18 protein-coding genes are annotated in these 20712 nt (G+C 45.1%); 11 read left to right on the plus strand and 7 right to left on the minus strand.

The genetic code is table 11. The annotated features are described in order from the left end of the window. Window positions 1-82: 82 nt before the first annotated feature. The 3 genes from LDO73_RS13155 to ybbA all read right to left on the minus strand — a co-directional run bounded on the left by LDO73_RS13155 (window position 83) and on the right by ybbA (window position 4825). Window positions 83-1462 carry an esterase-like activity of phytase family protein gene (locus LDO73_RS13155; protein WP_224058392.1) on the minus strand — a complete coding sequence of 460 codons (1380 nt, stop codon included), beginning with the start codon at window positions 1460-1462 and terminating at the stop codon, window positions 83-85. 232 nt (window positions 1463-1694) lie between these two features. Further along, entirely contained in the window at window positions 1695-4142 is a 2448-nt protein-coding gene (gene ybbP, locus LDO73_RS13160) for a putative ABC transporter permease subunit YbbP (RefSeq protein WP_224058394.1), read from the minus strand. Next, window positions 4139-4825, minus strand: a complete 687-nt coding sequence (gene ybbA / locus LDO73_RS13165) for a putative ABC transporter ATP-binding protein YbbA (RefSeq protein WP_224058396.1) — start codon at window positions 4823-4825, stop codon at window positions 4139-4141. The genes ybbP and ybbA overlap by 4 nt, the downstream gene beginning before the upstream one ends. Between ybbA and tesA the strand changes: the two genes are divergently transcribed. The 5 genes from tesA to LDO73_RS13190 all read left to right on the plus strand — a co-directional run bounded on the left by tesA (window position 4793) and on the right by LDO73_RS13190 (window position 8696). Then, a complete protein-coding gene (gene tesA / locus LDO73_RS13170) occupies window positions 4793-5428 on the plus strand; it encodes a multifunctional acyl-CoA thioesterase I/protease I/lysophospholipase L1 (protein WP_224058398.1) in 636 nt (211 codons plus the stop codon). The genes ybbA and tesA overlap by 33 nt on opposite strands. A gap of 121 nt (window positions 5429-5549) precedes the next feature. Further along, the gene (locus LDO73_RS13175; RefSeq protein ID WP_224058400.1) at window positions 5550-6335 is read left to right on the plus strand and encodes an SDR family oxidoreductase; all 786 of its coding nucleotides are present in this window, start codon (window positions 5550-5552) and stop codon (window positions 6333-6335) included. A gap of 63 nt (window positions 6336-6398) precedes the next feature. Further along, the gene (locus LDO73_RS13180; protein WP_224058402.1) at window positions 6399-7256 is read left to right on the plus strand and encodes a co-chaperone YbbN; all 858 of its coding nucleotides are present in this window, start codon (window positions 6399-6401) and stop codon (window positions 7254-7256) included. A gap of 13 nt (window positions 7257-7269) precedes the next feature. Continuing rightward, complete coding sequence (locus tag LDO73_RS13185; RefSeq protein ID WP_224058404.1) at window positions 7270-8220, plus strand: SPFH domain-containing protein; 951 nt, start codon at window positions 7270-7272, stop codon at window positions 8218-8220. Next, window positions 8217-8696 carry an NfeD family protein gene (locus LDO73_RS13190; protein ID WP_224058405.1) on the plus strand — a complete coding sequence of 160 codons (480 nt, stop codon included), beginning with the start codon at window positions 8217-8219 and terminating at the stop codon, window positions 8694-8696. The genes LDO73_RS13185 and LDO73_RS13190 overlap by 4 nt, the downstream gene beginning before the upstream one ends. Here the strand turns inward: LDO73_RS13190 and cueR are convergent. Continuing rightward, window positions 8650-9060, minus strand: coding sequence for a Cu(I)-responsive transcriptional regulator (gene cueR / locus LDO73_RS13195; RefSeq protein ID WP_154637801.1), 411 nt, complete (start codon window positions 9058-9060; stop codon window positions 8650-8652). The genes LDO73_RS13190 and cueR overlap by 47 nt on opposite strands. Window positions 9061-9177: 117 nt before the next feature. Here cueR and copA point away from each other — a divergent pair, with 117 nt between their 5' ends. The 4 genes from copA (at window position 9178) to ybaK (ending at window position 14145) form a co-directional block, all read left to right on the plus strand. Continuing rightward, window positions 9178-11916: a copper-exporting P-type ATPase CopA gene (gene copA, locus LDO73_RS13200; protein WP_224058407.1), complete on the plus strand. Its 2739-nt coding sequence runs from the start codon at window positions 9178-9180 to the stop codon at window positions 11914-11916. A gap of 144 nt (window positions 11917-12060) precedes the next feature. After that, entirely contained in the window at window positions 12061-12633 is a 573-nt protein-coding gene (locus tag LDO73_RS13205; protein WP_224058408.1) for an HdeD family acid-resistance protein, read from the plus strand. A gap of 189 nt (window positions 12634-12822) precedes the next feature. Next, window positions 12823-13629 (plus strand): TraB/GumN family protein, encoded by an 807-nt coding sequence (locus LDO73_RS13210; RefSeq protein ID WP_224058410.1) that lies wholly within the window; start codon window positions 12823-12825, stop codon window positions 13627-13629. Window positions 13630-13665: 36 nt separating this feature from the next. Further along, the gene (gene ybaK, locus LDO73_RS13215; protein WP_224058412.1) at window positions 13666-14145 is read left to right on the plus strand and encodes a Cys-tRNA(Pro)/Cys-tRNA(Cys) deacylase YbaK; all 480 of its coding nucleotides are present in this window, start codon (window positions 13666-13668) and stop codon (window positions 14143-14145) included. A 44-nt stretch (window positions 14146-14189) separates the two neighbouring features. Here ybaK and ushA read toward each other — a convergent pair whose 3' ends face one another. Beyond that, the gene (gene ushA / locus LDO73_RS13220; protein ID WP_224058414.1) at window positions 14190-15860 is read right to left on the minus strand and encodes a bifunctional UDP-sugar hydrolase/5'-nucleotidase UshA; all 1671 of its coding nucleotides are present in this window, start codon (window positions 15858-15860) and stop codon (window positions 14190-14192) included. A gap of 272 nt (window positions 15861-16132) precedes the next feature. Between ushA and LDO73_RS13225 the strand changes: the two genes are divergently transcribed. Both LDO73_RS13225 and ybaL read left to right on the plus strand, forming a co-directional pair. Then, a complete protein-coding gene (locus tag LDO73_RS13225) occupies window positions 16133-17347 on the plus strand; it encodes an MFS transporter (RefSeq protein ID WP_224058416.1) in 1215 nt (404 codons plus the stop codon). Window positions 17348-17643: 296 nt separating this feature from the next. After that, window positions 17644-19392 carry a YbaL family putative K(+) efflux transporter gene (gene ybaL, locus LDO73_RS13230; RefSeq protein WP_224058418.1) on the plus strand — a complete coding sequence of 583 codons (1749 nt, stop codon included), beginning with the start codon at window positions 17644-17646 and terminating at the stop codon, window positions 19390-19392. A gap of 58 nt (window positions 19393-19450) precedes the next feature. Here the strand turns inward: ybaL and LDO73_RS13235 are convergent, their stop codons facing one another. Next, complete coding sequence (locus tag LDO73_RS13235; RefSeq protein WP_224058419.1) at window positions 19451-19804, minus strand: DUF1937 family protein; 354 nt, start codon at window positions 19802-19804, stop codon at window positions 19451-19453. A 115-nt stretch (window positions 19805-19919) separates the two neighbouring features. Continuing rightward, entirely contained in the window at window positions 19920-20696 is a 777-nt protein-coding gene (locus LDO73_RS13240; RefSeq protein ID WP_224058421.1) for a DeoR/GlpR family DNA-binding transcription regulator, read from the minus strand. Window positions 20697-20712: the final 16 nt, after the last annotated feature.

A 20712-nucleotide genomic window follows, 5' to 3' on the forward strand; every position in this document is an offset into this window, starting at 1 on the left:
TCACCCGAGCAAATATCAAACCAAGGGAAAAACAAGGATCCATTTACACGTTCTACTTCTTACCTGTCTAACCGGCTGAGAACTACTTCAATAGCTCTGGTACTCTCAGCAAGATAAATTCATTATCATCTGCTTGATTGGGCTCACGACTGGAAGAGAACGGGTAATTATTATCGTTACCGACGATAATATGTTCATTATCCACCACATCCACGTTTTCAATCGTAAAGAATGGGAAGGTAAATACCCCATCATTTAGCGGTTTTCTGGCTAGCTTGTTAGGGTCTTGGATGTTCATTAAGTCAACATAGGCTTGTTTATCCACTGCATCACCTACATTTTTATCAGAAAATTCAATACGATAAACACGTTTAAATTTGGCTAAATTGCTAAAACAGTTTTCTTTGTTTTTTACGCCTTCAGCGCACGCTTTATCCGCAGTACCTTCGCCATTATCGCGTTCGATAATCAAGCCGTGAGTATCATCAATTAGGTTAAAATCACCAATCGCATTTTGATTATCTTCAAAAACATATAACCAACTGCGTCCAGTCCAATCCTGCTTTTTCACATCAAACTCAAGAATACGTGCCGCTTTTTTACCATTCACATTCTCATAATCTTGTTTATCTTCTTGCCACAAAGCCCCTTCCAACATTGGATAAAGTTTTGATCCATCCGGCGATGATGCCATTCCCTCAAAACCTTTTGAGCGATTGACTTGGAAAGTCACTTTATCCGTAGGTTTGCCCGGCGTTGTCAGTGTGTAGTGGTCAGGGGAAACGACTTTCTTGCCTTCAACTTGCGTTTCAAATAGCGCCAACACTTTGCCATCTAAATCCATTTTGATGAGATAAGGTCCAAATTCATCTCCAACCCACAAGGCTCCATCTGCAAACTGAAAACTTTCTGGATCAAAGTCACTGCCCGTTAAGTAGCGCTGCTCACTACTCTCATTAATAATATGAAAAGGGATAATTTTATTAGGGTCGTGGAAAAAAATTGTTTTCAACGGGTTAGCTTTTCCCGTTTTAAAATCAATATCATATTGGGTTAAATACAGCATCGAGTCGGGGGAATTCATTTTATTCCCAAAACCGTTATCTGTGAGCACCCAATAGGTACCATCATTCATACGCTTGATACCTGAATGACCTTGTAACGGCTGCCCCTTGATTGGAACAAACTTGCCTGTTGGACGCCCATCAGATTTCCCTTCCACTTTACCCAGTGTATCAACACGGGTTCCTGTGGTGTATTTACCACTGTGTTGCATATCCGAAGGTGCATTTTCCGGCGTTGGTACTGTCGCATCCACCGATAAAATGGCATGTCCAGCGAGTGTTGCAGGCACTTGTTTTTGCGAAACTTGTTGAGCTACCCCTGCGGTGCTAAATGAGAGTAAACCAATTAATAAAGAAAGTGATGTCAGTTTAAAAGTTATTGGTGTAAGGCGAGCCATTGTTATTTTTCCTATTTAATGCCATCAATAATTGATAACGGAATCATAACCATGGTGAATGAAGGTTTTGTGAAGGATTAGAGACAGTTCGTTTAACCAGCAGCACTAACAAAATAATATTTATTTGATGTCGGATACCTAAACTTAAAAAACTTATACAGCGAAGCTCAAGCATCCGATTTTCATTTTCAAATAGAATAGCCACCTCAGTCGCTATTCTATTTTTTTCCCATTAACCGTTTGATAATCGGCGATGTTGGTTACCAGTGCCGAGTAATCGCAGTCCCAGCCAACCGCCACACACCGATAACAAGAACCCAGCACAGAGCGGTAATAGCACCCACAAACGCCATTCTGGCTGCCACGGGAAATCAAACACTTTAGTTTGCAGTAACCATAGCGCGACTTCAGCCCCAAATGCCGCAGCAAGCCCAGCCATTCCACCGAGTAAGGCAAATTCACTCCATAAAGTACGGCGCATCAGTTTTTTGCTCGCACCAAGGGTACGATACACGACTAACTCCCGCTCTCGTTGGCTCATACCGACTTGAATCTGTGCGAGTAACAATAATAAGCCACAGAAAATCACTAAGACCACCATCACTTCTAAAGCTTGGCTGACCTGCTGTAAAATCTGCTGAATTTGCGTGATGATTGCGCCAGTATCCAGCACATTAATTGTCGGATACTGATGACTCAGTTGTGTTAACAGTTGTCCATCACCATCATAATGGAAGCTACTCAACCATGTTTCTGGCATTGGCGATAACGTTTCCTCCGCAAAAATAAAGTAGAAATTTGGGCGCAAACTTTCCCAATCCACTTTACGAATACTGCTCACTTTAGCCGTGAAAATCTGCGAGCCCGCATTGAACGTCAATTTATCGCCAATTTTTAGTCCCAACTCTTTAACGACGGTTTGCTCAATGGAAACTTCTCCCGCTTTCGGCGGCCAATTCCCTTGCTCTAACTCGTTCGCTGGCGGCAATGTTGATTGCCACGTCAAGCTAAGCTCTCGTCTAACAGTGTTATTATTAGGGTCGCGAGTATCCGCCCACTCAATCGCAGACTGGTCATTAATTTCCGATAAACGCGCTAACACAACCGGATTAAACTCCGTTGGTGTGACTTGGTACTGCTTTAAAAGCTGCGTTACGGGGGCAAGCTGAGACTGAGTCATGTTGATCAGAAAATAATTCGGGCTATCCGCGGGTAGCTGCTGTTGCCAGCGATCTAAAAGATCCCCTCGAACCAAAATCAACAACGCCAATAACATAAATGACAGTGAAAACGCGCTCATCTGCGTGATAGTTTGTAATGGCTGGCGCAATAAGCGACTCACTGATAAACGCAAACTTAGCTGGCGAAACTGTATTTTCCTCAGCAACCACAGTCCTAGCCAACCGATCACGGCAAGCAGCACGGCCACCACAACAATCCCCAGCAAAATTGACCATAATAGTGGGTTTACCCCCGCAAACAGGAATAACCCGCCGACCACAATTAGCGTAACCACAGGCAAATAATAATACAGCGGCCAAATTGGTGATTTGGCATCTTCCCGTAACACTCGAGAAGGCTGGGTTCCCATTAATTGGTAGTAAGGACGGATCCCCACAATAATCGCGATAATAAATAACGTTGCCACCGCCCAAATCCACGGCCAAAAACTGGCGCTCGGCAAGGCTTTAGGTAACATTGCCGACAATATTTGCATTAAAATGCCTTCAAAAGCCAGTCCCAGCAAAGAACCTAATAATGCCGCAGCCACTAAAATCACTAACCACTGGCCGATAATCCACTTACGTAGCGCACTTCGGTCAGCCCCCAAGGTCTTTAATACCGCTATCAGTTGGTGACGGCTTCGACAATAATGGGTCATCGACACCACCACCGCCGCAATCGCCAATAACAGTGTTAGCAACACCGATAACAGCAAAAATTGCTGAGCACGCTTAAAGGTTTTCCCCACCGCGCCGCTGTCATCATCCAAGGTATACCAGCGCTGATCGCTACGTAACTGAGCATCATATTTCTCTTTGAATGCATCAATCACTTGGCGAGAACCCGCAAACATATCGCGATACGTTAAGCGGCTTCCAACTTGAATCGCCCCTGTTAATGGCGCATCTTCAATCGAGATCAATACCCTTGGCGCAATCTGAAATGGGTTAAAACCACTATCAGGTTCCTGAATTAACGTCCCTGAAATCGTAAACGTCCCATCGCCGATATCAATCTGTTCGCCAACCTTTAAGTTCAGTAATTCCAATAATCTCGGGGCGACAAGAATATGCCCTTTGGTGGGTTTTAATCCCGCAGGCTCGGTCACTAAGTCACCATATAGCGGATAACTCGCATCTGCCGCTTTCACTAACACTAACTGAGGACGCCCCTCTTCATCAGCAGTAGAATACGCCATGGTCGAAAATGAAATTTGCTGGCTCAACGTCAGCCCTGCTTGCTGCCCCGCGGCAAGCCATGTTTGCTCGCTCGGATGAGACGAACGCAGCACCAAATCCCCCGCGAGTAGCTCTTGGCTCTGATAGCTCATGCTATTTTCAATACGATCGCTAATCCGTCCTAATGCCAGCACACAAGCGACTGCCAAGGTTAATGCTAGCCACACAATCAACAGAGATGGCGTTTTCCATTCACGCCAAAACCAGCGCCAAATCATGACTCTTCCCTCAATTGCCCGTCAACCAACCGTAGTCGACGTTGGCAACGCGCAGCTAACTCATTGTCATGGGTGACCAAAATCAGCGTAGTGCCATGCTCTTTATTCATCGCAAATAACAAATCGGCGATTTTATCTCCCGTATGGCGATCTAGGTTCCCTGTCGGTTCGTCAGCAAATAAGATTTGAGGCTGGCCATTAAATGCCCGCGCCAATGCCACACGCTGCTGTTCACCGCCCGAAAGCTGAGCTGGCATATGCTTTAAGCGATTTCCTAACCCTAAATCCGTCAGTAAACTCACCGCCTGTTGATGACTTTTGGCTTCGGATTCGCCGCGTAGCAATGAAGGTAATTGAACGTTTTCAAGCGCATTCAAGGTTGGAATAAGCATAAAGGATTGGAAAACAAAGCCGACACTTTGCGCCCGTAGCCGCGCCCGCGCTTCTTCGTCCATGGTTGTTAAGTCTTGGTCAAGCAATTTCACGATTCCGCTAGTGCCGTCATCCAATCCAGCGATAATACCTAACAAGGTGGATTTTCCCGACCCCGATTCACCAATTAAGGCGATTGTCTGACCAGACTCGACAATTAGCTCAACTCCTTGCAATATAGTCAGTTCATGTTCACCTTGACCAACACGTTTAATGAGATGATGAACTTCAAGAATATTTTGCGCCGACATATATTGGTTTTTCTCCTGTTAGTCACCGCGAGTGGACAAACACTCGCGGCAACGAAACTATTGATCCTCGGTGATAGTCTTAGTGCAGGCTATCGAATACCAGCCGAGCAAGCTTGGGCAACATTACTTGCCGAACGTTGGCAAAAAAAGTCGCCACCGATTTTAGTTATTAATGGCAGTATCAGTGGTAATACCGCCTCTCAAGGGTTAGAGCGTATCCCCACTCTCCTCGCCCAGCATAAACCTGATTGGGTGCTGATTGAGCTGGGAGCTAATGATGGTTTGCAAGGGCTATCTGTTGAACAGTTAGGTATAACATTACAACAGATTATTGACCAAATAGAGCAAAATGGTGCTAAACCGCTCTTAATGCAAATCCGTATCCCGCCAAACTACGGTAAACGCTACACATCCAGCTTTGAAAAAGTGTACCCAACGCTGGCTGAAAAAAATCACCTTCCGCTGATCCCATTTTTTATGGAAAGCGTGATCACCAAGCCAGAATGGATCCAACCTGATGGTATTCACCCTACTGAACAGGCCCAGCCCACGATTGCAGATTTTATGGAAAAACAGCTATCGCCCTATTTGTTATCAAAATAATGTTATTAGCCAAATAACCTTATTAACAATAATAAAGTTATTAGCTAAATAAATTTGTTAGGTAAATAAATTATAATGAACCAATATGATAGCGAACATTTAGCCCAGAGTAGGTAAAGTTATGCAAAAAACGGTATTAGTGACAGGAGCGTCAAGTGGCATAGGATTGTGCGCTGCACAAACTTTAAAACAGCGTGGTTATCGCGTGATAGCCACCTGTCGAAAACAGGCTGATATTGAACGATTACAAGCACTTGAATTCGAAACTGTGGCGTTAGATTTAGACGATCCTGCAAGTGTTGAAGCCGCTGCTCAGCAGGTTCTGACGCTCTGCAATGGGAAACTTTTCGGATTATTCAATAATGCAGGTTTCGGAGTATATGGCCCATTACATACGGTGAGCCGCCAACAATTGGAATCCCAATTCTCCAGTAATTTTTTCGGAGTTCACCAATTGACCTTCCTGCTGCTTCCCGCCATGCTGCCACACCATGAAGGTCGCATCGTGCAAACCAGCTCCGTAATGGGGATTATTTCAACGCCCGGTCGCGGAGCCTATGCCGCCAGTAAATATGCACTGGAAGCCTGGTCAGATGCATTGCGCTTGGAGTTACAAGGTTCTGGTATCCACGTTAGCTTAATTGAGCCAGGTCCCATCCACAGTGCCTTTACCCAAAATGTGGCACAAACTCAGCAAGATAAGCCGGTTAAGAATCCGGGGATTGCCGCAAAATTTACGCTATATCCTGAGGATGTGGTCAAAAAATTGATTTTAGCATTAGAGAGTCCACGTCCACATGTACGCTACTCTGTCACATTATTAACGGTTTTTGTGCGTATACTAAAACGCGTATTACCCGATAAGCTGATGGACAAAGTTCTCGTGGGTCAGGGCAAGAAAGATTGAAAAAACAGAACTAAGCCCCCATCTCATTGACATGATTAATAACGAATTTTAAAGAGACTCTTTATGTTAGCTAACGCACAAATTATTGATATTAACGAGACCAACCTACACCAGACCATCGAACAATCCATGAATGTGCCTGTCATGTTCTACTTTTGGTCACCACGTAGCCCACAAAGCTTAGAATTCACCAGCATGTTAGAGCGCATAGCTCAAGACTACGCGGGGCTGTTTATCCTCGCCAAAGTTAACTGTGATGAAGAACAAATGATCGCCAGCCAGTTTGGTTTAAAAGGCGTTCCGACGGTTTATGTACTGCAAAATGGTCGCCCGGTTGATGGTTTCGAAGGCCCACAACCTGAAGATGCTGTACTGCAAATACTCTCTCGCGTATTACCAAGCCCAGAAGAGTTAAAAGCCGCGCAAGCCGCTGAATTAGTGGCAGAGGGCAAACTTCAAGAAGCCCTACCATTACTGAAAGAAGCCAACCAGCTTGCGCCTAAAAACAGCGATATCACGCTCTTGCTAGCCGAAGTGCAAATTGGTTTACATTTAATTGATGATGCTGAAGCTTTGTTAGCCACTGTGCCAATGCAAGATAAAGACAGCCGTTATCAAGGATTAGTGGCTCAAATCGAATTAACCAAGCAAGCTGCGGATACCCCAGAAATTCAGCTGCTGATAAAAGAATTCAATCAAGATCAAGAAAATACCACGTTAGCCGTTCAACTGGCGTTAAAGCTTCACGAAGTTAATCGCAATGAAGAGGCGTTAGACATGCTGCTCACCTTCTTACGCAAAGACTTAAACGCAGGGGATGGCGCAATCAAAAAAACCATGATGGATATCATGTCAGCAATGGGAACAGCTGATGCACTTGCGAGCAAGTTCCGTCGCCAAGTTTATTCATTACTTTACTAGTTAAGGATTATCTATGGATTTGCTCACGTCTGGTGCGTTACCCGTTATTATTCTTGTCATTATTGCCGTTGTTATCGTTACCACTTGCGTAAAAACGGTACCTCAAGGCTTCCAGTGGACGGTTGAACGTTTTGGGCGTTATACCCGCACTTTACAGCCGGGTTTACACCTTTTAGTGCCATTTATGGATAAAATTGGTCGCCGTATCAATATGATGGAACAAGTCCTTGATATTCCATCCCAAGAAGTTATCTCCCGCGATAACGCCAACGTCACCATTGATGCGGTCTGCTTTATTCAAGTGATTGACCCAGTGCGTGCAGCGTATGAAGTCAGCAATTTAGAATTATCCGTTCTGAACCTCATCATGACCAACATCCGTACGGTTCTTGGGGCGATGGAGCTGGATGAAATGCTCTCCCAGCGTGATTCTATCAATGGCCGCTTACTGCACGTAGTGGATGAAGCCACCAACCCGTGGGGCGTAAAAATCACTCGTATCGAAATTCGTGATGTCAAACCGCCAAAAGAACTGGTCAGTGCGATGAACGCTCAGATGAAAGCGGAACGAACCAAACGTGCCGATATTCTGGAAGCCGAAGGTATTCGTCAAGCGGCTATCTTAAAAGCGGAAGGTGAAAAGCAGTCGCAAATTTTGAAAGCGGAAGGTGAACGTCAATCTGCCTTCTTACAAGCGGAAGCGCGTGAGCGAGCGGCTGAAGCAGAAGCTAAAGCAACCCAAATGGTCTCTGAAGCGATTGCAGCGGGTGATATGCAAGCTATCAACTATTTCGTGGCGCAAAAATACACTGACGCCCTTACTAGCATTGGTTCTGCGGAAAACAGTAAAGTGATCATGATGCCACTAGAAGCCAGCAACTTAATGGGCGCGATTGGTGGGATCACTGAACTCATTGGTGAAAGCAAAAAAGCGAGCTCAAACAAAAAGCAGGCTAAAGAATGATAGAGCTTATCAGCACTCAACCCGTCTGGTTTTGGCTATGTCTTGGGGGACTATTGCTGATTGCTGAGCTTCTTGGTACTGGTGGCTACCTATTATGGTCTGGTATTGCTGCCGTCGCTGTTGGAGTGATCTCCTTTGCGTTGCCATTTCTCAGCTGGGAATGGCAAGGTATCTTATTTGCGGTGTTTACCGTTGTTTCCGCTGTTTTATGGCGAAAATGGCTCAGCCACCGCAAGGCCAGCAGCGCAGATGATGTCAACCAAATCAGCCACCAGCTAGTTGGCGTCAAAGCGCGCTTACTGACGGATACCGAAGAGGGATTTAGCCGCGTACGCCTTGCCGATGGCAGTTGGCGTGTATACAGCGACGTCCCTTTAAAAGCTGAGGCCGAAGTGGAAGTGACCGCCGTGGACGGAAACACCCTAAAAGTTAAGCCTTACCATGGTGACAACAGCCACGCGCCAGATGGTCAATAATCGGGCAGTCTGCCCCTTCATCACCGGGGCAGACATCCACTAACTCTTGTAACGTATCCCGAATCGCCGACAGCTTTAAAATCGTCTGCTGAATTTCATCAATTTTTGCTATCGTCGCACTTTTCACATCCGCACTGTGGCGGCTTGGGTTACGAAACAATCCCAGTAATTCTCCGCACTCTTCCAGCGTAAACCCCACATCTTTGGCTTGCTTCAAGAGCATCAATTCATCGAGATGTCTGGCTTGATAATAGCGGTAACTATTATCCCCGCGTTCCGGTGGTGTGATCAGCCCTTTATCTTCATAAAAGCGAATTGCTTTGGCAGTCAGACCGGTTTTTTTGGCAATTTCACTAATATTCATAATTCCCCTTGACCTTCCCCTTGTGGGAAGGTTTAACCTTAACTACATAGCGGATTATAGACTGATTTTGTGTACAAATTATAGCCCCTCATTATGAGAAGGCTCGGAGAATCAAAAATGAAAATAATTCTATCCTTACAAGGCTTGAGCTGCATGCATTGCGTCGGCTCCGTGACAAAAGCACTGCAAGCACGCCCTGATGTTGAATCGGTCAACGTCACTATTGATTACGCGGTGATTGAAAGCAGCGCTAGCGCCGAATCCCTCATTCAAACCATTGTCGATGCAGGTTATGAAGCCACTGAAGCCACTGCGCCAAATGTAGAGTTGCAACTCTCTGGCTTAAACTGCATGAAATGCGCAGGGAAAACCCAGCAAGCATTAGAAGCTGTTGAAGGTGTTGCTGCTGCGGTTGTGGATACTCAACTGGCGAAAGTTTATGGCACAGCCTCCGCAGCCGATTTAATCGCAGCAGTAGAAGGCGCAGGATTCCACGCTGAACTTGCCCAAGAAGGTGCTAGTTCCCCAAAAACTGAGCCGCTGAAAACATCAATTGAACAGCCGGAAACGGATTCAGCGGCAGTTTGCGATATTCCGGCACAAGAGTCTGACCTCGGCGAACAACCTGAAATTGCGGTGACCGATGACAGCATTCAATTATTGCTCGATGGCATGACTTGCGCCAGCTGCGTCAGCAAAGTACAAAAGGCACTTAATAGCGTACCTGGCGTGGAAAACGCGCGAGTGAACTTAGCGGAACGCAGTGCGTTAGTGACAGGAACCGCTAAACCCGATGAGCTGGTTGAAGCTGTCGTAAAAGCAGGTTATGGCGCTGAAATCATCCAAGATGACGCCAAGCGCCGTGAACGCCAGCAAGAAGTCGCTCAAGCTAATATGCGCCGCTTCCGTTGGCAGTCTGCGCTAGCCCTTGCTTTAGGTGTGCCCGTGATGATTTGGGGTATGATTGGCGACAACATGATGTTAAGCGCTGATAACCACAACATTTGGCTCACTATCGGGGTGTTAACGCTGTTGGTGATGATTTTTGCAGGTGGGCATTTTTATCGCAGTGCATGGCAAAGCTTAAAAAATGGCAGCGCCACCATGGATACCTTGGTTGCCTTAGGTACTGGGGCAGCTTGGCTCTACTCGATTGTTGTCAATATTTGGCCTGAGATGTTCCCAGAACAAGCTCGCCATCTTTATTACGAAGCCAGCGCCATGATCATCGGTTTGATTAACTTAGGTCATGCCCTTGAGCAGCGCGCACGCCAGCGTTCTTCCAAAGCCTTAGAGCGATTGTTGGATTTAACGCCACCAACGGCCCGCGTTGTCACCGAACAAGGGGAAGTCGATATGCCCCTCGCCCAAGTGAAACAAGGCATGGTTTTACGCTTAACCACAGGGGATCGTGTCCCTGTCGATGGTGAAATTATTGAAGGCGAAGTATGGCTGGATGAAGCGATGCTAACGGGTGAACCTATCCCGCAGCAAAAAAGCCGTGGTGATGCGGTACACGCAGGCACCGTTGTACAAGATGGTACCGTGTTATTTCGCGCTGCCGCAGTAGGTAGCCAAACTACCTTAGCGCGTATTATTCACTTAGTCCGTCAAGCGCAAAGCAGTAAACCACAAATCGGGCAATTAGCTGACCGAATTTCGGCAGTGTTTGTCCCTGTCGTGGTGGCTATTGCCGTGATTTCAGGGGCAATTTGGTACTTCGTGGGGCCCGCTCCACAAATTACCTACGCACTGGTTATCACGACCACGGTACTGATTATCGCCTGTCCGTGTGCTTTAGGCCTTGCAACGCCGATGTCGATTATATCCGGTGTAGGCCGTGCTGCAGAATTTGGCGTATTGGTGCGTGATGCCGATGCGTTACAGCAAGCCAGTAACCTCGATACCATTGTTTTTGACAAAACGGGCACCTTGACTGAAGGCATGCCACAAGTTACCGACATTCACCTGTTCAACGGCTTTAATGAGTCACAAGCTCTGCAGCTTTCGGCGTCCCTCGAAAGTGGCTCTAACCACCCACTAGCACGCGCCATTGTCAATCGTGCCAAAGGTCTGGATGCGGTTGCCAATCAGCAGTTTAGAACGCTCGCTGGATTAGGTGTCACCGCGGTTGTTGATGGTAAAACTGTGTTACTTGGCAATCAAAAACTGCTGGCTGAAAACCAAATTGATACCCGTGAAATCGATGAAACGCTCCACCAACAAGCGTCTCTTGGGGTCACGCCAGTGCTATTGGCAGTTGATGGTAAAATTGCGGCATTGCTGTCTGTTCGCGACCCATTGCGTGAAGACAGTATCAGCGCCCTCGCTCGTCTGCATAAACAAGGATTCCGCTTAGTGATGCTGACAGGGGATAACCCAGTGACAGCCAACGCTATCGCCAAAGAAGCAGGCATTGATGAAGTGATTGCCGGCGTAATGCCAGACGGAAAATCTGCGGCAATTGAAGCTTTGCAAGCCAAGGGTCATAAAGTGGCGATGGTGGGTGATGGTATTAACGATGCTCCCGCCCTCGCTCGCGCTGATGTTGGGATTGCCATGGGTGGCGGCAGTGATATTGCGATTGAAACTGCGTCAATTACCTTAATGCGCCAAAGCCTACATGGCGTTGCCGATGCAGTGTCTATCTCCAAAGGGACTCTGCGTAATATGAAACAAAACTTGTTTGGGGCCTTCGTGTATAACTCGTTAGGTATTCCGATTGCCGCTGGTATTTTATACCCAATTACTGGCACGTTATTGAACCCTGTTGTGGCAGGAGCCGCCATGGCGCTCTCTTCCATTACCGTGGTCAGCAACGCCAACCGTTTATTACGTTTCAAACCTGAAAAATAGCCTTATCAAGCCACCTTTACACCTTAAAGGTGGCTTTTCCAACATTTTGACTCAACGCAATAAATCGCCCGAATACCTCAGTGACTTCATCATTCCTGTTCTATAATTAAGTGATTTTAATTATTTTCACTGTTTGAGGGTTCCATGTTAAATATTAATCGCGAAAAACTCACCAACTTAGCCAATGGTGACGTGAAGAAGCAACGTAATATTTTGGCGGTTCTCGCCGTGTTATTACTGCTAGGTGGTATCGCCTGTTTAGCTAATCCGGTCGCTTCTGGCATTGCCGTCAGTGCTATTGTAGGCGTGTTATTAATCTTAAGTGGCGTCGGAGCCATTGTGAGCATCCTGAGCACCACTATCTATACGGGTTGGTCTCGTCTCTTTGGATTTGTCATCGGGATTATTTACTGCATCGTCGGTTATGCATTTATCAAAGAGCCTTTACAGGGCTTAATCGCCATGGCAATGGTGATTGCGGCGCTGTTTATTATTGGCGGGGTAATGCGCCTGTATGCCGGTATCCAGCAAATTAAATCTGCGGGTGGTTGGATGCAGATTATTATCGGGGTTCTGGACTTCTTTATTGCTTATTTATTAATTGGCAATGGTCCTATTACCTCTATTGCGCTGTTAACCGCATTAATCGGTATAGAATTAATTTTTAGTGCGTTTGGTTTATTCGCTCTATTAAGCCTATTGAAGCGCAAAGACTAATTTGCATAATGATTCACGTAATATAATTAATAGCGCCTGATAATGAGGCGCTATTTTTTTATCGGCAGTTCTTCTGTTTAGTGATAGACCCTATTTTATTCATAGACCGTATCGTGCGGTGTGATTCGCAAATTCCCACAAGATTGTTTACTCTGTTTGTCTCAATCGTTAAATCAGGATAAATATCACATGGGAAAACTACTCGAAAACTTAAAAAGTTGGCTGCACCGGGGAGTGGCTCCGAATTATCCTTATCCTGCTGTTGATGTTCGCTTACCTAATAATATAAAGCTGCACATTGTTGGCAGTATTCATATGGGAACTGAAAATATGTTTCCCTTATCCGCAACCTTGCTCGATAAAATCAACCATGCAGACGGGCTGATTGTTGAGGCGGATATCACTCAAGCAAACTCCCCATTTCCAGCGTCTACCGCCTTGATATCACCAATTTCACAGCGATTAACGGACGCCGAGTTCGCCCTGTTTTTGCAATACTGCCAAGAAATACGCCAATCCCCCACTCAGTTTGACCATCTCCCCTCTTGGCAAGTCGCCCTGACCATGCAAGCCACCCAAGCGCAGTTGTTGGGTTTACGGGGTCACTACGGGATTGACTACCAACTGATCCATAACGCGCTAGCCCAAAATAAGCCCATCATTGAGCTAGAAGGTGTCGACTCCCAAGTGCAATTACTGCTCGATTTACCCGATGATGGTTTGCCCTTATTGCAAGATACCTTAATCCATTGGCGCGCCAATGCCCGCTCCTTGCAAACCATGATTAGCTGGTGGCTAGATTTTCAACCAGAAAATTGCGTTACATTACCCAATACCTTTAGCGAAGGGGTTTATAATGTGCTGATGACCCAGCGTAATCAGCAATGGGCGAGCAAGCTGAGAACGTTGCCAGCAGGTAATTATGTGGTTGCGGTAGGGGCTCTGCATTTATTTGGGGAACAGAGCTTAATTGATTATTTACGAAACGATAATTGATAAAACCCAGTCATTAAAAAAAGAAAAGGAATAATTATGACTCCGGCAGTAAAATTACTGGAAAAACAAAAAATTAACTTCACGCTACACCCTTATGATCACGACCCAAATGAGAGTAATTTTGGTGATGAAGCCGTCCAAAAATTAGGCTTAGATGCCAAGCAAGTCTTCAAAACCTTATTAGTCGCACTTAATGGAGATCAAAAAACCTTAGCGGTGGCTGTCACCCCAGTTTCTGGGCAGCTTGATCTCAAATCTGTCGCCAAAGTATTTAAAGTCAAAAAAGTGGAAATGGCCGATCCGCAAATTGCCCAAAAAACCACGGGGTATTTGCTGGGTGGGATCAGCCCATTAGGTCAGAAAAAGCGACTTCCAACCGTGATTGATAGCCAAGCCCAAGAATTTACGACCATGTTTATTTCCGGCGGTAAGCGCGGTTTGGATTTAGAACTCGCCCCAAGCGATCTGGCGAGTGTACTAAATGCCAGCTTTGCAGATATTAAAAAAGAATCGTAAAAAACAAAAAGCCCCAAAAGGGGCTTTTTCATACTGATTAGCGATTATTTATTTTTATAAACAATCTCACCTTTTGGCTCGTAATCAGCGGCTTTTAATGGAGAATGTTTCTCAATATAGCCTTTGAGCACTTCCGCATCCACAAAACCAGTGTTGACGTAATTAGGGTGAGTATCGATAGCTGGATAACCGTCACCGCCAATGGCGTTAAAGTTTAATGTCGCCATCCGGTAAGTTTTGTTCTTATCGACTGGCTTGCCATCAATCTTCACGTCGCTGATTGTGCCATCGGCATTCAGAGTCAGGCTCACATTATAGAACTGACCGTAAGCACCAGAGTCGGTCTTCATATTAGCGACCGCTTGCAGATACGGCAGAACCTCTTCACCTTTAAAGTCCACATACACTAATTCGTTAGCAAATGGCTGAACTTTCAGGACATCTTTATAGGTAATATCGCCGCTTTCGATGGAGTCACGCACACCACCGCCGCTCATAATGGCAAAATCAGCCCCTGCACGCTCTTTTTGAGCCGCTAGCAGTAAGTGCCCCATATTGGTTTGCTCAAAGCGCACTTTATTACGGTCGCCCATCAGCTTGCCTTCCACTGAACCGACTTTCACACCTAATTGCTGGTCACCTTTATCTTGATAAGGGGTTAGCAATTTTGTCATTTCAGGGTTATGGGTAATTTCCTGCGTGTAGTAGACATAATCCGATGAACCATCGTCTTTCTTCACTTTTTTCTTCAGGTTAATTGGGATCAGCTGATAATGTTTTAAGGTGAATTTACCGTTTTTGAATTCAAAATCGGCGCGACCCACATATTTACCCCACTCATGGGCTTGAACAATCCAGGTGCCATTTTGGTTGTCTGGCGCACATGGGGTTCCCGGCACATAGTCTTCTTGTTTGTAGTTTTTATTCTCTTGAGACATACAAACAGGATCTTGTGAGTGACCACCCACTATCATATCTAAGTAGCCCGCTGGTAAGCTGCGCGCCATTTCCACATCCCCCGGTGCGTTAGAACCGTGGTTACCATCATCGTAGTGCCCCATATGGGTTGCCGCGATAATAATGTCAGGTTTCTCTGTCGCGCGTAGCTCTTCCACCACTTTTTTGGCTTCAGCAGCAGGGACGCGGAATTCAACATCAGGGAAGTTCGCAGGATTACCGATTTTCGCGGTATCATCCGTCGTTAAACCTAAAACAGCAATTTTTACGCCTTGCTTATCAAAGACTTGATAAGGTTTAAATAGACGTTTTCCTGTACTGGTCTGATAAATGTTGGCAGATAAGAATGGGAACGTTGCCCATTTTTCTTGCTGTTTGAGGACGTCTAGCGGGTTATCAAATTCGTGGTTACCAAGCGCCATCGCATCATAGCCCACTAAATTCATCCCTTTAAAATCTGGCTCGGCATCTTGTAAATCAGACTCTGGTACACCGGTATTAATATCCCCACCCGAGAGTAATAAAACACTGCCGCCTTGCTTCGCCACTTCGTCACGAATTTCATCAACCACAGTTTTCTGTGCCGCTAAGCCATACTCACCTTTTTCATTGTGCCAAAAATGACCATGGTGATCGTTAGTATGCAAAATAGTGATGTTATAGGTTTTATCTTTTTCCCACGCATTTGCCATCGCTGCGGGTAGCAGCGCTAACGAGACAGTTAATGCGCATGCGGATGCTTTAAATGTCAGTTTCATACATTCTCCCTGCTGGTATAGAAATCTCTACCGATTACGTAGTTTGTTATGAGTTAATAAGCCATGTGTTAATAGACTCAGTCTTATAGCATAAAAATGATGGCAAGATCTGAGCGGCTATGCACAAACAGAATGCTGTTACAAAGAAATGAGATCTGGATCGACTAATATTTTCCACCAATTTACTCATTCCACTCATATTGCCATTTAAATAATTTCTATATTAGTTATATTGGTTACAATTACGCAACAAACTAAATAAAGTGACGATCATGAGTGAGCAAACAGCAGCGAATGGCGGAGCCAAACCCGCCAATAAAACGGGAAAAACCGTATTCAGTATTCTGACGGCAATCAGTGTCTCTCATTTACTGAATGACATGATCCAGTCGCTAATATTAGCAATTTATCCCTTATTACAATCTGATTTCTCCCTTAGCTTCGCTCAGATTGGGATGATCACCCTCACTTATCAAGTCACGGCATCACTTTTACAGCCGATTATTGGTTATTACACCGATAAGCACCCACAACCCTATTCCTTGCCGATAGGCATGAGTTTTACCTTGTCGGGATTACTGTTATTAGCGATGGCAGAAACCTTCCCAACCATCTTAATAGCCGCTGCGTTAGTGGGTACTGGCTCTTCTGTCTTCCACCCCGAATCGTCAAGAGTCGCGCGGATGGCATCCGGTGGACGCCATGGTTTAGCACAATCCTTTTTCCAAGTGGGCGGTAACCTCGGTGCATCATTAGGCCCTCTACTCGCTGCACTGATTATTGAACCTTATGGCAAAGGCAACATCGGCTGGTTCTCGTTAGCAGCATTACTCGCCATTATTATTCTTTTGCAAGTTAGCAGTTGGTATAAACAGCAGCATCGTGCAGCAAAGAAAAATCCCGTCATTCACGGAGAAATTAAAGTACTGCCCCGCAAAGTGGTGATTGGCTCGCTCAGCGTTTTATTAATTTTAATTTTCTCAAAATATTTCTATTTAGCGAGTATTAGCAGCTACTACACTTTCTATTTAATCGATAAGTTTGGTGTTTCGGTACAAAACGCCCAAATTCACTTGTTTGTATTTTTATTCGCCGTTGCGGCGGGTACCATGATTGGTGGTCCAATTGGCGATAAAATTGGGCGTAAATATGTTATCTGGTTTTCTATCCTTGGTGTTGCCCCATTTACGTTGATTTTACCTCACGCGTCACTATTCTGGACGGGCGTCCTGACTGTGATCATCGGGATGATTTTAGCTTCGGCATTCTCGGCTATTTTGGTATACGCTCAAGAATTGATCCCAGGTAAAACAGGGATGGTCTCAGGGTTATTCTTTGGTTTAGCCTTTGGTATGGGAGGTGTTGGTGCTGCTGTTTTGGGTCATATTGCAGACCAAACCAGTATTGAGCAAGTTTACCAATATTGCGCCTTTCTACCATTATTGGGTATTTTTACCGTATTGTTACCAAATATAAACAACAAATAGACTTATTGCCTTATTTTATCCATACTTATGTTTTTATAAGTATGGATAACTCTTCCTTTATTTCACAAAAGACTTCCATAAAAACGACTAAAATAAAAAGCTTGTAACGATTTAGCCCTATCAGCTCGATTTTTTTTTAGAAACCAGTCAATTTTTTAAAGAAATTTGTTTTCAAAACCGTTAAAATAGATAAACACGCAATTTGTATTTCAAAATGGTGATTAACGTCATCAACATTTTGAAAGCCAAAGGCATGTACCCACCTTTTTATTCATAAACAAACCAGAGGAGACTTAATGGAGCATTCAACGCCCTTAATTACAACCATTGTTGGTGGTCTCGCCCTTGCATATATATTAGGCATGCTCGCGCAGCGCTTAAAAATTTCACCACTCGTCGGCTATCTTGCCGCAGGTGTGTTAGCAGGTCCTTTTACCCCCGGTTTTGTTGCTGATTCCACACTCGCCCCTGAACTTGCTGAGATTGGAGTTATTCTGCTGATGTTTGGGGTTGGTCTACATTTTTCACTGAAAGATTTACTTGCCGTTAAGGCCATTGCCATCCCCGGCGCTATCGCACAAATCGCGGTTGCTACCCTATTAGGTTTAGGGCTGTCCATGCTGTTTGGCTGGAGCACATTCACAGGGATTGTCTTCGGGCTTTGTCTCTCTACCGCCAGTACCGTTGTGCTATTGCGCGCCCTTGAAGAACGGCAACTTATTGAAAGCCAGCGTGGTCAAATCGCCATTGGTTGGTTGATTGTTGAAGACCTTGCCATGGTTCTGACGCTGGTTCTGCTACCTGCCATTGCAGGTATCATGGACAGTAAAGAGTCCAATCTCGGCGAACTGGCGATGAGCCTTGCTTGGACAATCGGTAAAGTCGTTGCCTTTATCCTGATTATGATTGTGATCGGTCGTAAGGTTATTCCTTGGATTTTATCCCGCACCGCATCCACAGGTTCCCGTGAACTCTTTACACTGGCTGTTTTAGCCCTTGCGCTAGGTATTGCCTACGCCGCCGTTGCTATCTTTGATGCATCATTCGCGCTGGGTGCCTTCTTCGCCGGGATGGTGCTAAATGAGTCTGAGCTGAGCCATCGTGCTGCACAAGACACATTACCTCTGCGTGATGCCTTCGCGGTGCTGTTCTTTGTCTCGGTGGGGATGCTGTTCGACCCAATGGTACTTATTCAACAACCGCTGGGTATCTTAGGTGTGCTCGCGATTATTATCGTGGGTAAATCTGCAGCAGCACTGGTTCTCGTCAGAATGTTTGGGCACTCGCGGCGAACCGCACTCACCATCGCCGTCAGCTTGGCACAAATTGGTGAATTCGCATTTATTCTGGCCAGCATGGGCCTCGCCCTCAACGTAATGGATATTGAAGCACAAAACTTGGTATTAGCGGGTGCGATTGTCTCCATCATGTTAAACCCAGTGTTATTCAGTCTGTTGGATAAATATCTGGAAAAAACCGAGACCATCGAAGAGCAGCTTCTGGAAGAAACACTGGAAGAAGAAACTCAGATCCCAGTGGATATTTGTGGTCATGCGGTGATCGTAGGTTACGGTCGCGTTGGCGGTATGCTAGCTGATAAACTGCGTCGTCGTGAAATTCCACTGGTTGTGATTGAAGATACCCGTGCACGCTTTGAAGAGCTGGCTGAAAATGGTTTCTGTGCCATTTTAGGTAATGGCGCTAGTAAAGAAATTCTAAGCCTTGCCCGTATTGAGTGTGCAAAATCCCTGTTGCTGACTATTCCAAACGGTTATGAAGCAGGTGAAATTGTGGCTACCGCCAAAGAACTAAATCCAGAGATCACCGTGGTCGTGCGCGCCCACTATGATGATGAAGTCAGCTTTATTAGAGAGCGCGGTGCTGACCACATTATTATTGGTGAACATGAGATTGCAAAATCTATCACCACATTAATGTGCAATGATGTGGCTGAATTTGGTTGTGCTATCCCGGATGATAAGGATAAAGATAATCACAATCCAGATGGCAAAAATTTGGATGAGTATCTAAAACCAAGCCACTAAGTTGATTTTTAATTGAAAACAGAAAAGCCGTAACGGATTAACGTTACGGCTTTTTTTATTATGAATTCAGCATTTGCTCCGCAAATTCACTGTCAGTCCATACGGGTAGACCCTTATCTTTGAAGAATTGAATTTCTGCGGCAACACCACCGCTTTTTTCCCATCCAGCCAGCGTCAGAACAATCAACCCATCGCAGCGTTTTAAAAATTCCATATCAATCGCTGACCATGCCACTTTTTGCCCTTGCGAGGCTAAGTACTGGTTAATTGGATGAGTCATGGTAATTTGGCTATAGGTTGCTATTCCTTTAAGCGCTAATTCCGCTGCATATTGGGTACAAACTTGGAAACGCATTTCCACAACATCGCTATCAGGATCAGAGTATGGGCACGCAATAAAATAGAGTTTCATTTCAATTCCTAGTGTCGTATTTAACGAATTTTAAGCAAAGTAATCCTATGAAAAATAAATAAATTATTTTCCATAGGGTATAAATTAAATGGGTAATGCTTTGATTTATTAAGGCTTACAGAATATCTGCAATAATAATTTTGGTTTTCGGGCGCTTTTTATTTTCAGCTAATTTAAATTCTTTGCTCGTGGTAATGAGATAATCAATATTCTCCCATCCAACCACAAAATTAATCGCATGCTTATGGGCTTTTGTTCCATCAGCTAACACCATCAGCTTATCGCTGTTTTCCTGCATTTTTTGCGCAATGGCCGCTTCATCAACGTGTTGATCCATCACACCATGCTGAGGATGAAAAGCACCTGCACCGATAACCGCATAATCCGCGAAAAACTCCGTAATATTCTTTAATGCAATCGCGCCTAAGCAGGCATTTTGTGCTGCATTAAATTGTCCACCAATCAAAATCGTTTCGATAGTAGGGTTTTCCTGCAATGTGCAGGCTAACAACGGTGAGTTTGTTATCACCGTAATATTATCAATCGACTTAATGCGTTGGCTAAACTCAAAGGTCGTCGTACCAAAATCAATAAACAGAGTGTCTCCGGGCTTAATTAATTCTGCCGCTTTTGCTGCTATCGCTTTCTTTTCATCAACAGCAGCTTGCGCTCTTTCTGTAAAATTACGCTCAAATTTGGACTGAATATTGACAGCCCCACCGTGAACTTTCTTTAATAATTTTTGAGTTTCAAGCTTACTCAAATCACGGCGGATAGTTTCTTGCGCCACATTAAAATGCGTTGCAAGCTCCTGTACATACACCTGACCTTGAGTCGATAACATCTCAATGATGGTTTGGTGTCGTACTTTTGAGGAGCGTCCCTCACACATAGTTTAATCCTTTTGA

The organism is Providencia alcalifaciens (assembly GCF_915403165.1).
Classification (GTDB): domain Bacteria; phylum Pseudomonadota; class Gammaproteobacteria; order Enterobacterales; family Enterobacteriaceae; genus Providencia; species Providencia alcalifaciens_C.

Bases quoted from the DNA above. Each gene is read 5' to 3' on its own strand.
- LDO73_RS13205 (WP_224058408.1), top strand. From the start codon at position 12,061: ATGTTAAATATTAATCGCGAAAAACTCACCAACTTAGCCAATGGTGAC.
- copA (WP_224058407.1), top strand. From the start codon at position 9,178: ATGAAAATAATTCTATCCTTACAAGGCTTGAGCTGCATGCATTGCGTC.
- LDO73_RS13180 (WP_224058402.1), top strand. From the start codon at position 6,399: ATGTTAGCTAACGCACAAATTATTGATATTAACGAGACCAACCTACAC.
- LDO73_RS13235 (WP_224058419.1), bottom strand. From the start codon at position 19,804: ATGAAACTCTATTTTATTGCGTGCCCATACTCTGATCCTGATAGCGAT.
- LDO73_RS13155 (WP_224058392.1), bottom strand. From the start codon at position 1,462: ATGGCTCGCCTTACACCAATAACTTTTAAACTGACATCACTTTCTTTA.
- LDO73_RS13175 (WP_224058400.1), top strand. From the start codon at position 5,550: ATGCAAAAAACGGTATTAGTGACAGGAGCGTCAAGTGGCATAGGATTG.
- LDO73_RS13185 (WP_224058404.1), top strand. From the start codon at position 7,270: ATGGATTTGCTCACGTCTGGTGCGTTACCCGTTATTATTCTTGTCATT.
- tesA (WP_224058398.1), top strand. From the start codon at position 4,793: ATGATGAACTTCAAGAATATTTTGCGCCGACATATATTGGTTTTTCTC.
- ybbA (WP_224058396.1), bottom strand. From the start codon at position 4,825: ATGTCGGCGCAAAATATTCTTGAAGTTCATCATCTCATTAAACGTGTT.
- LDO73_RS13190 (WP_224058405.1), top strand. From the start codon at position 8,217: ATGATAGAGCTTATCAGCACTCAACCCGTCTGGTTTTGGCTATGTCTT.
- ybaL (WP_224058418.1), top strand. From the start codon at position 17,644: ATGGAGCATTCAACGCCCTTAATTACAACCATTGTTGGTGGTCTCGCC.
- LDO73_RS13210 (WP_224058410.1), top strand. From the start codon at position 12,823: ATGGGAAAACTACTCGAAAACTTAAAAAGTTGGCTGCACCGGGGAGTG.
- ybaK (WP_224058412.1), top strand. From the start codon at position 13,666: ATGACTCCGGCAGTAAAATTACTGGAAAAACAAAAAATTAACTTCACG.
- ushA (WP_224058414.1), bottom strand. From the start codon at position 15,860: ATGAAACTGACATTTAAAGCATCCGCATGCGCATTAACTGTCTCGTTA.
- LDO73_RS13240 (WP_224058421.1), bottom strand. From the start codon at position 20,696: ATGTGTGAGGGACGCTCCTCAAAAGTACGACACCAAACCATCATTGAG.
- ybbP (WP_224058394.1), bottom strand. From the start codon at position 4,142: ATGATTTGGCGCTGGTTTTGGCGTGAATGGAAAACGCCATCTCTGTTG.
- cueR (WP_154637801.1), bottom strand. From the start codon at position 9,060: ATGAATATTAGTGAAATTGCCAAAAAAACCGGTCTGACTGCCAAAGCA.
- LDO73_RS13225 (WP_224058416.1), top strand. From the start codon at position 16,133: ATGAGTGAGCAAACAGCAGCGAATGGCGGAGCCAAACCCGCCAATAAA.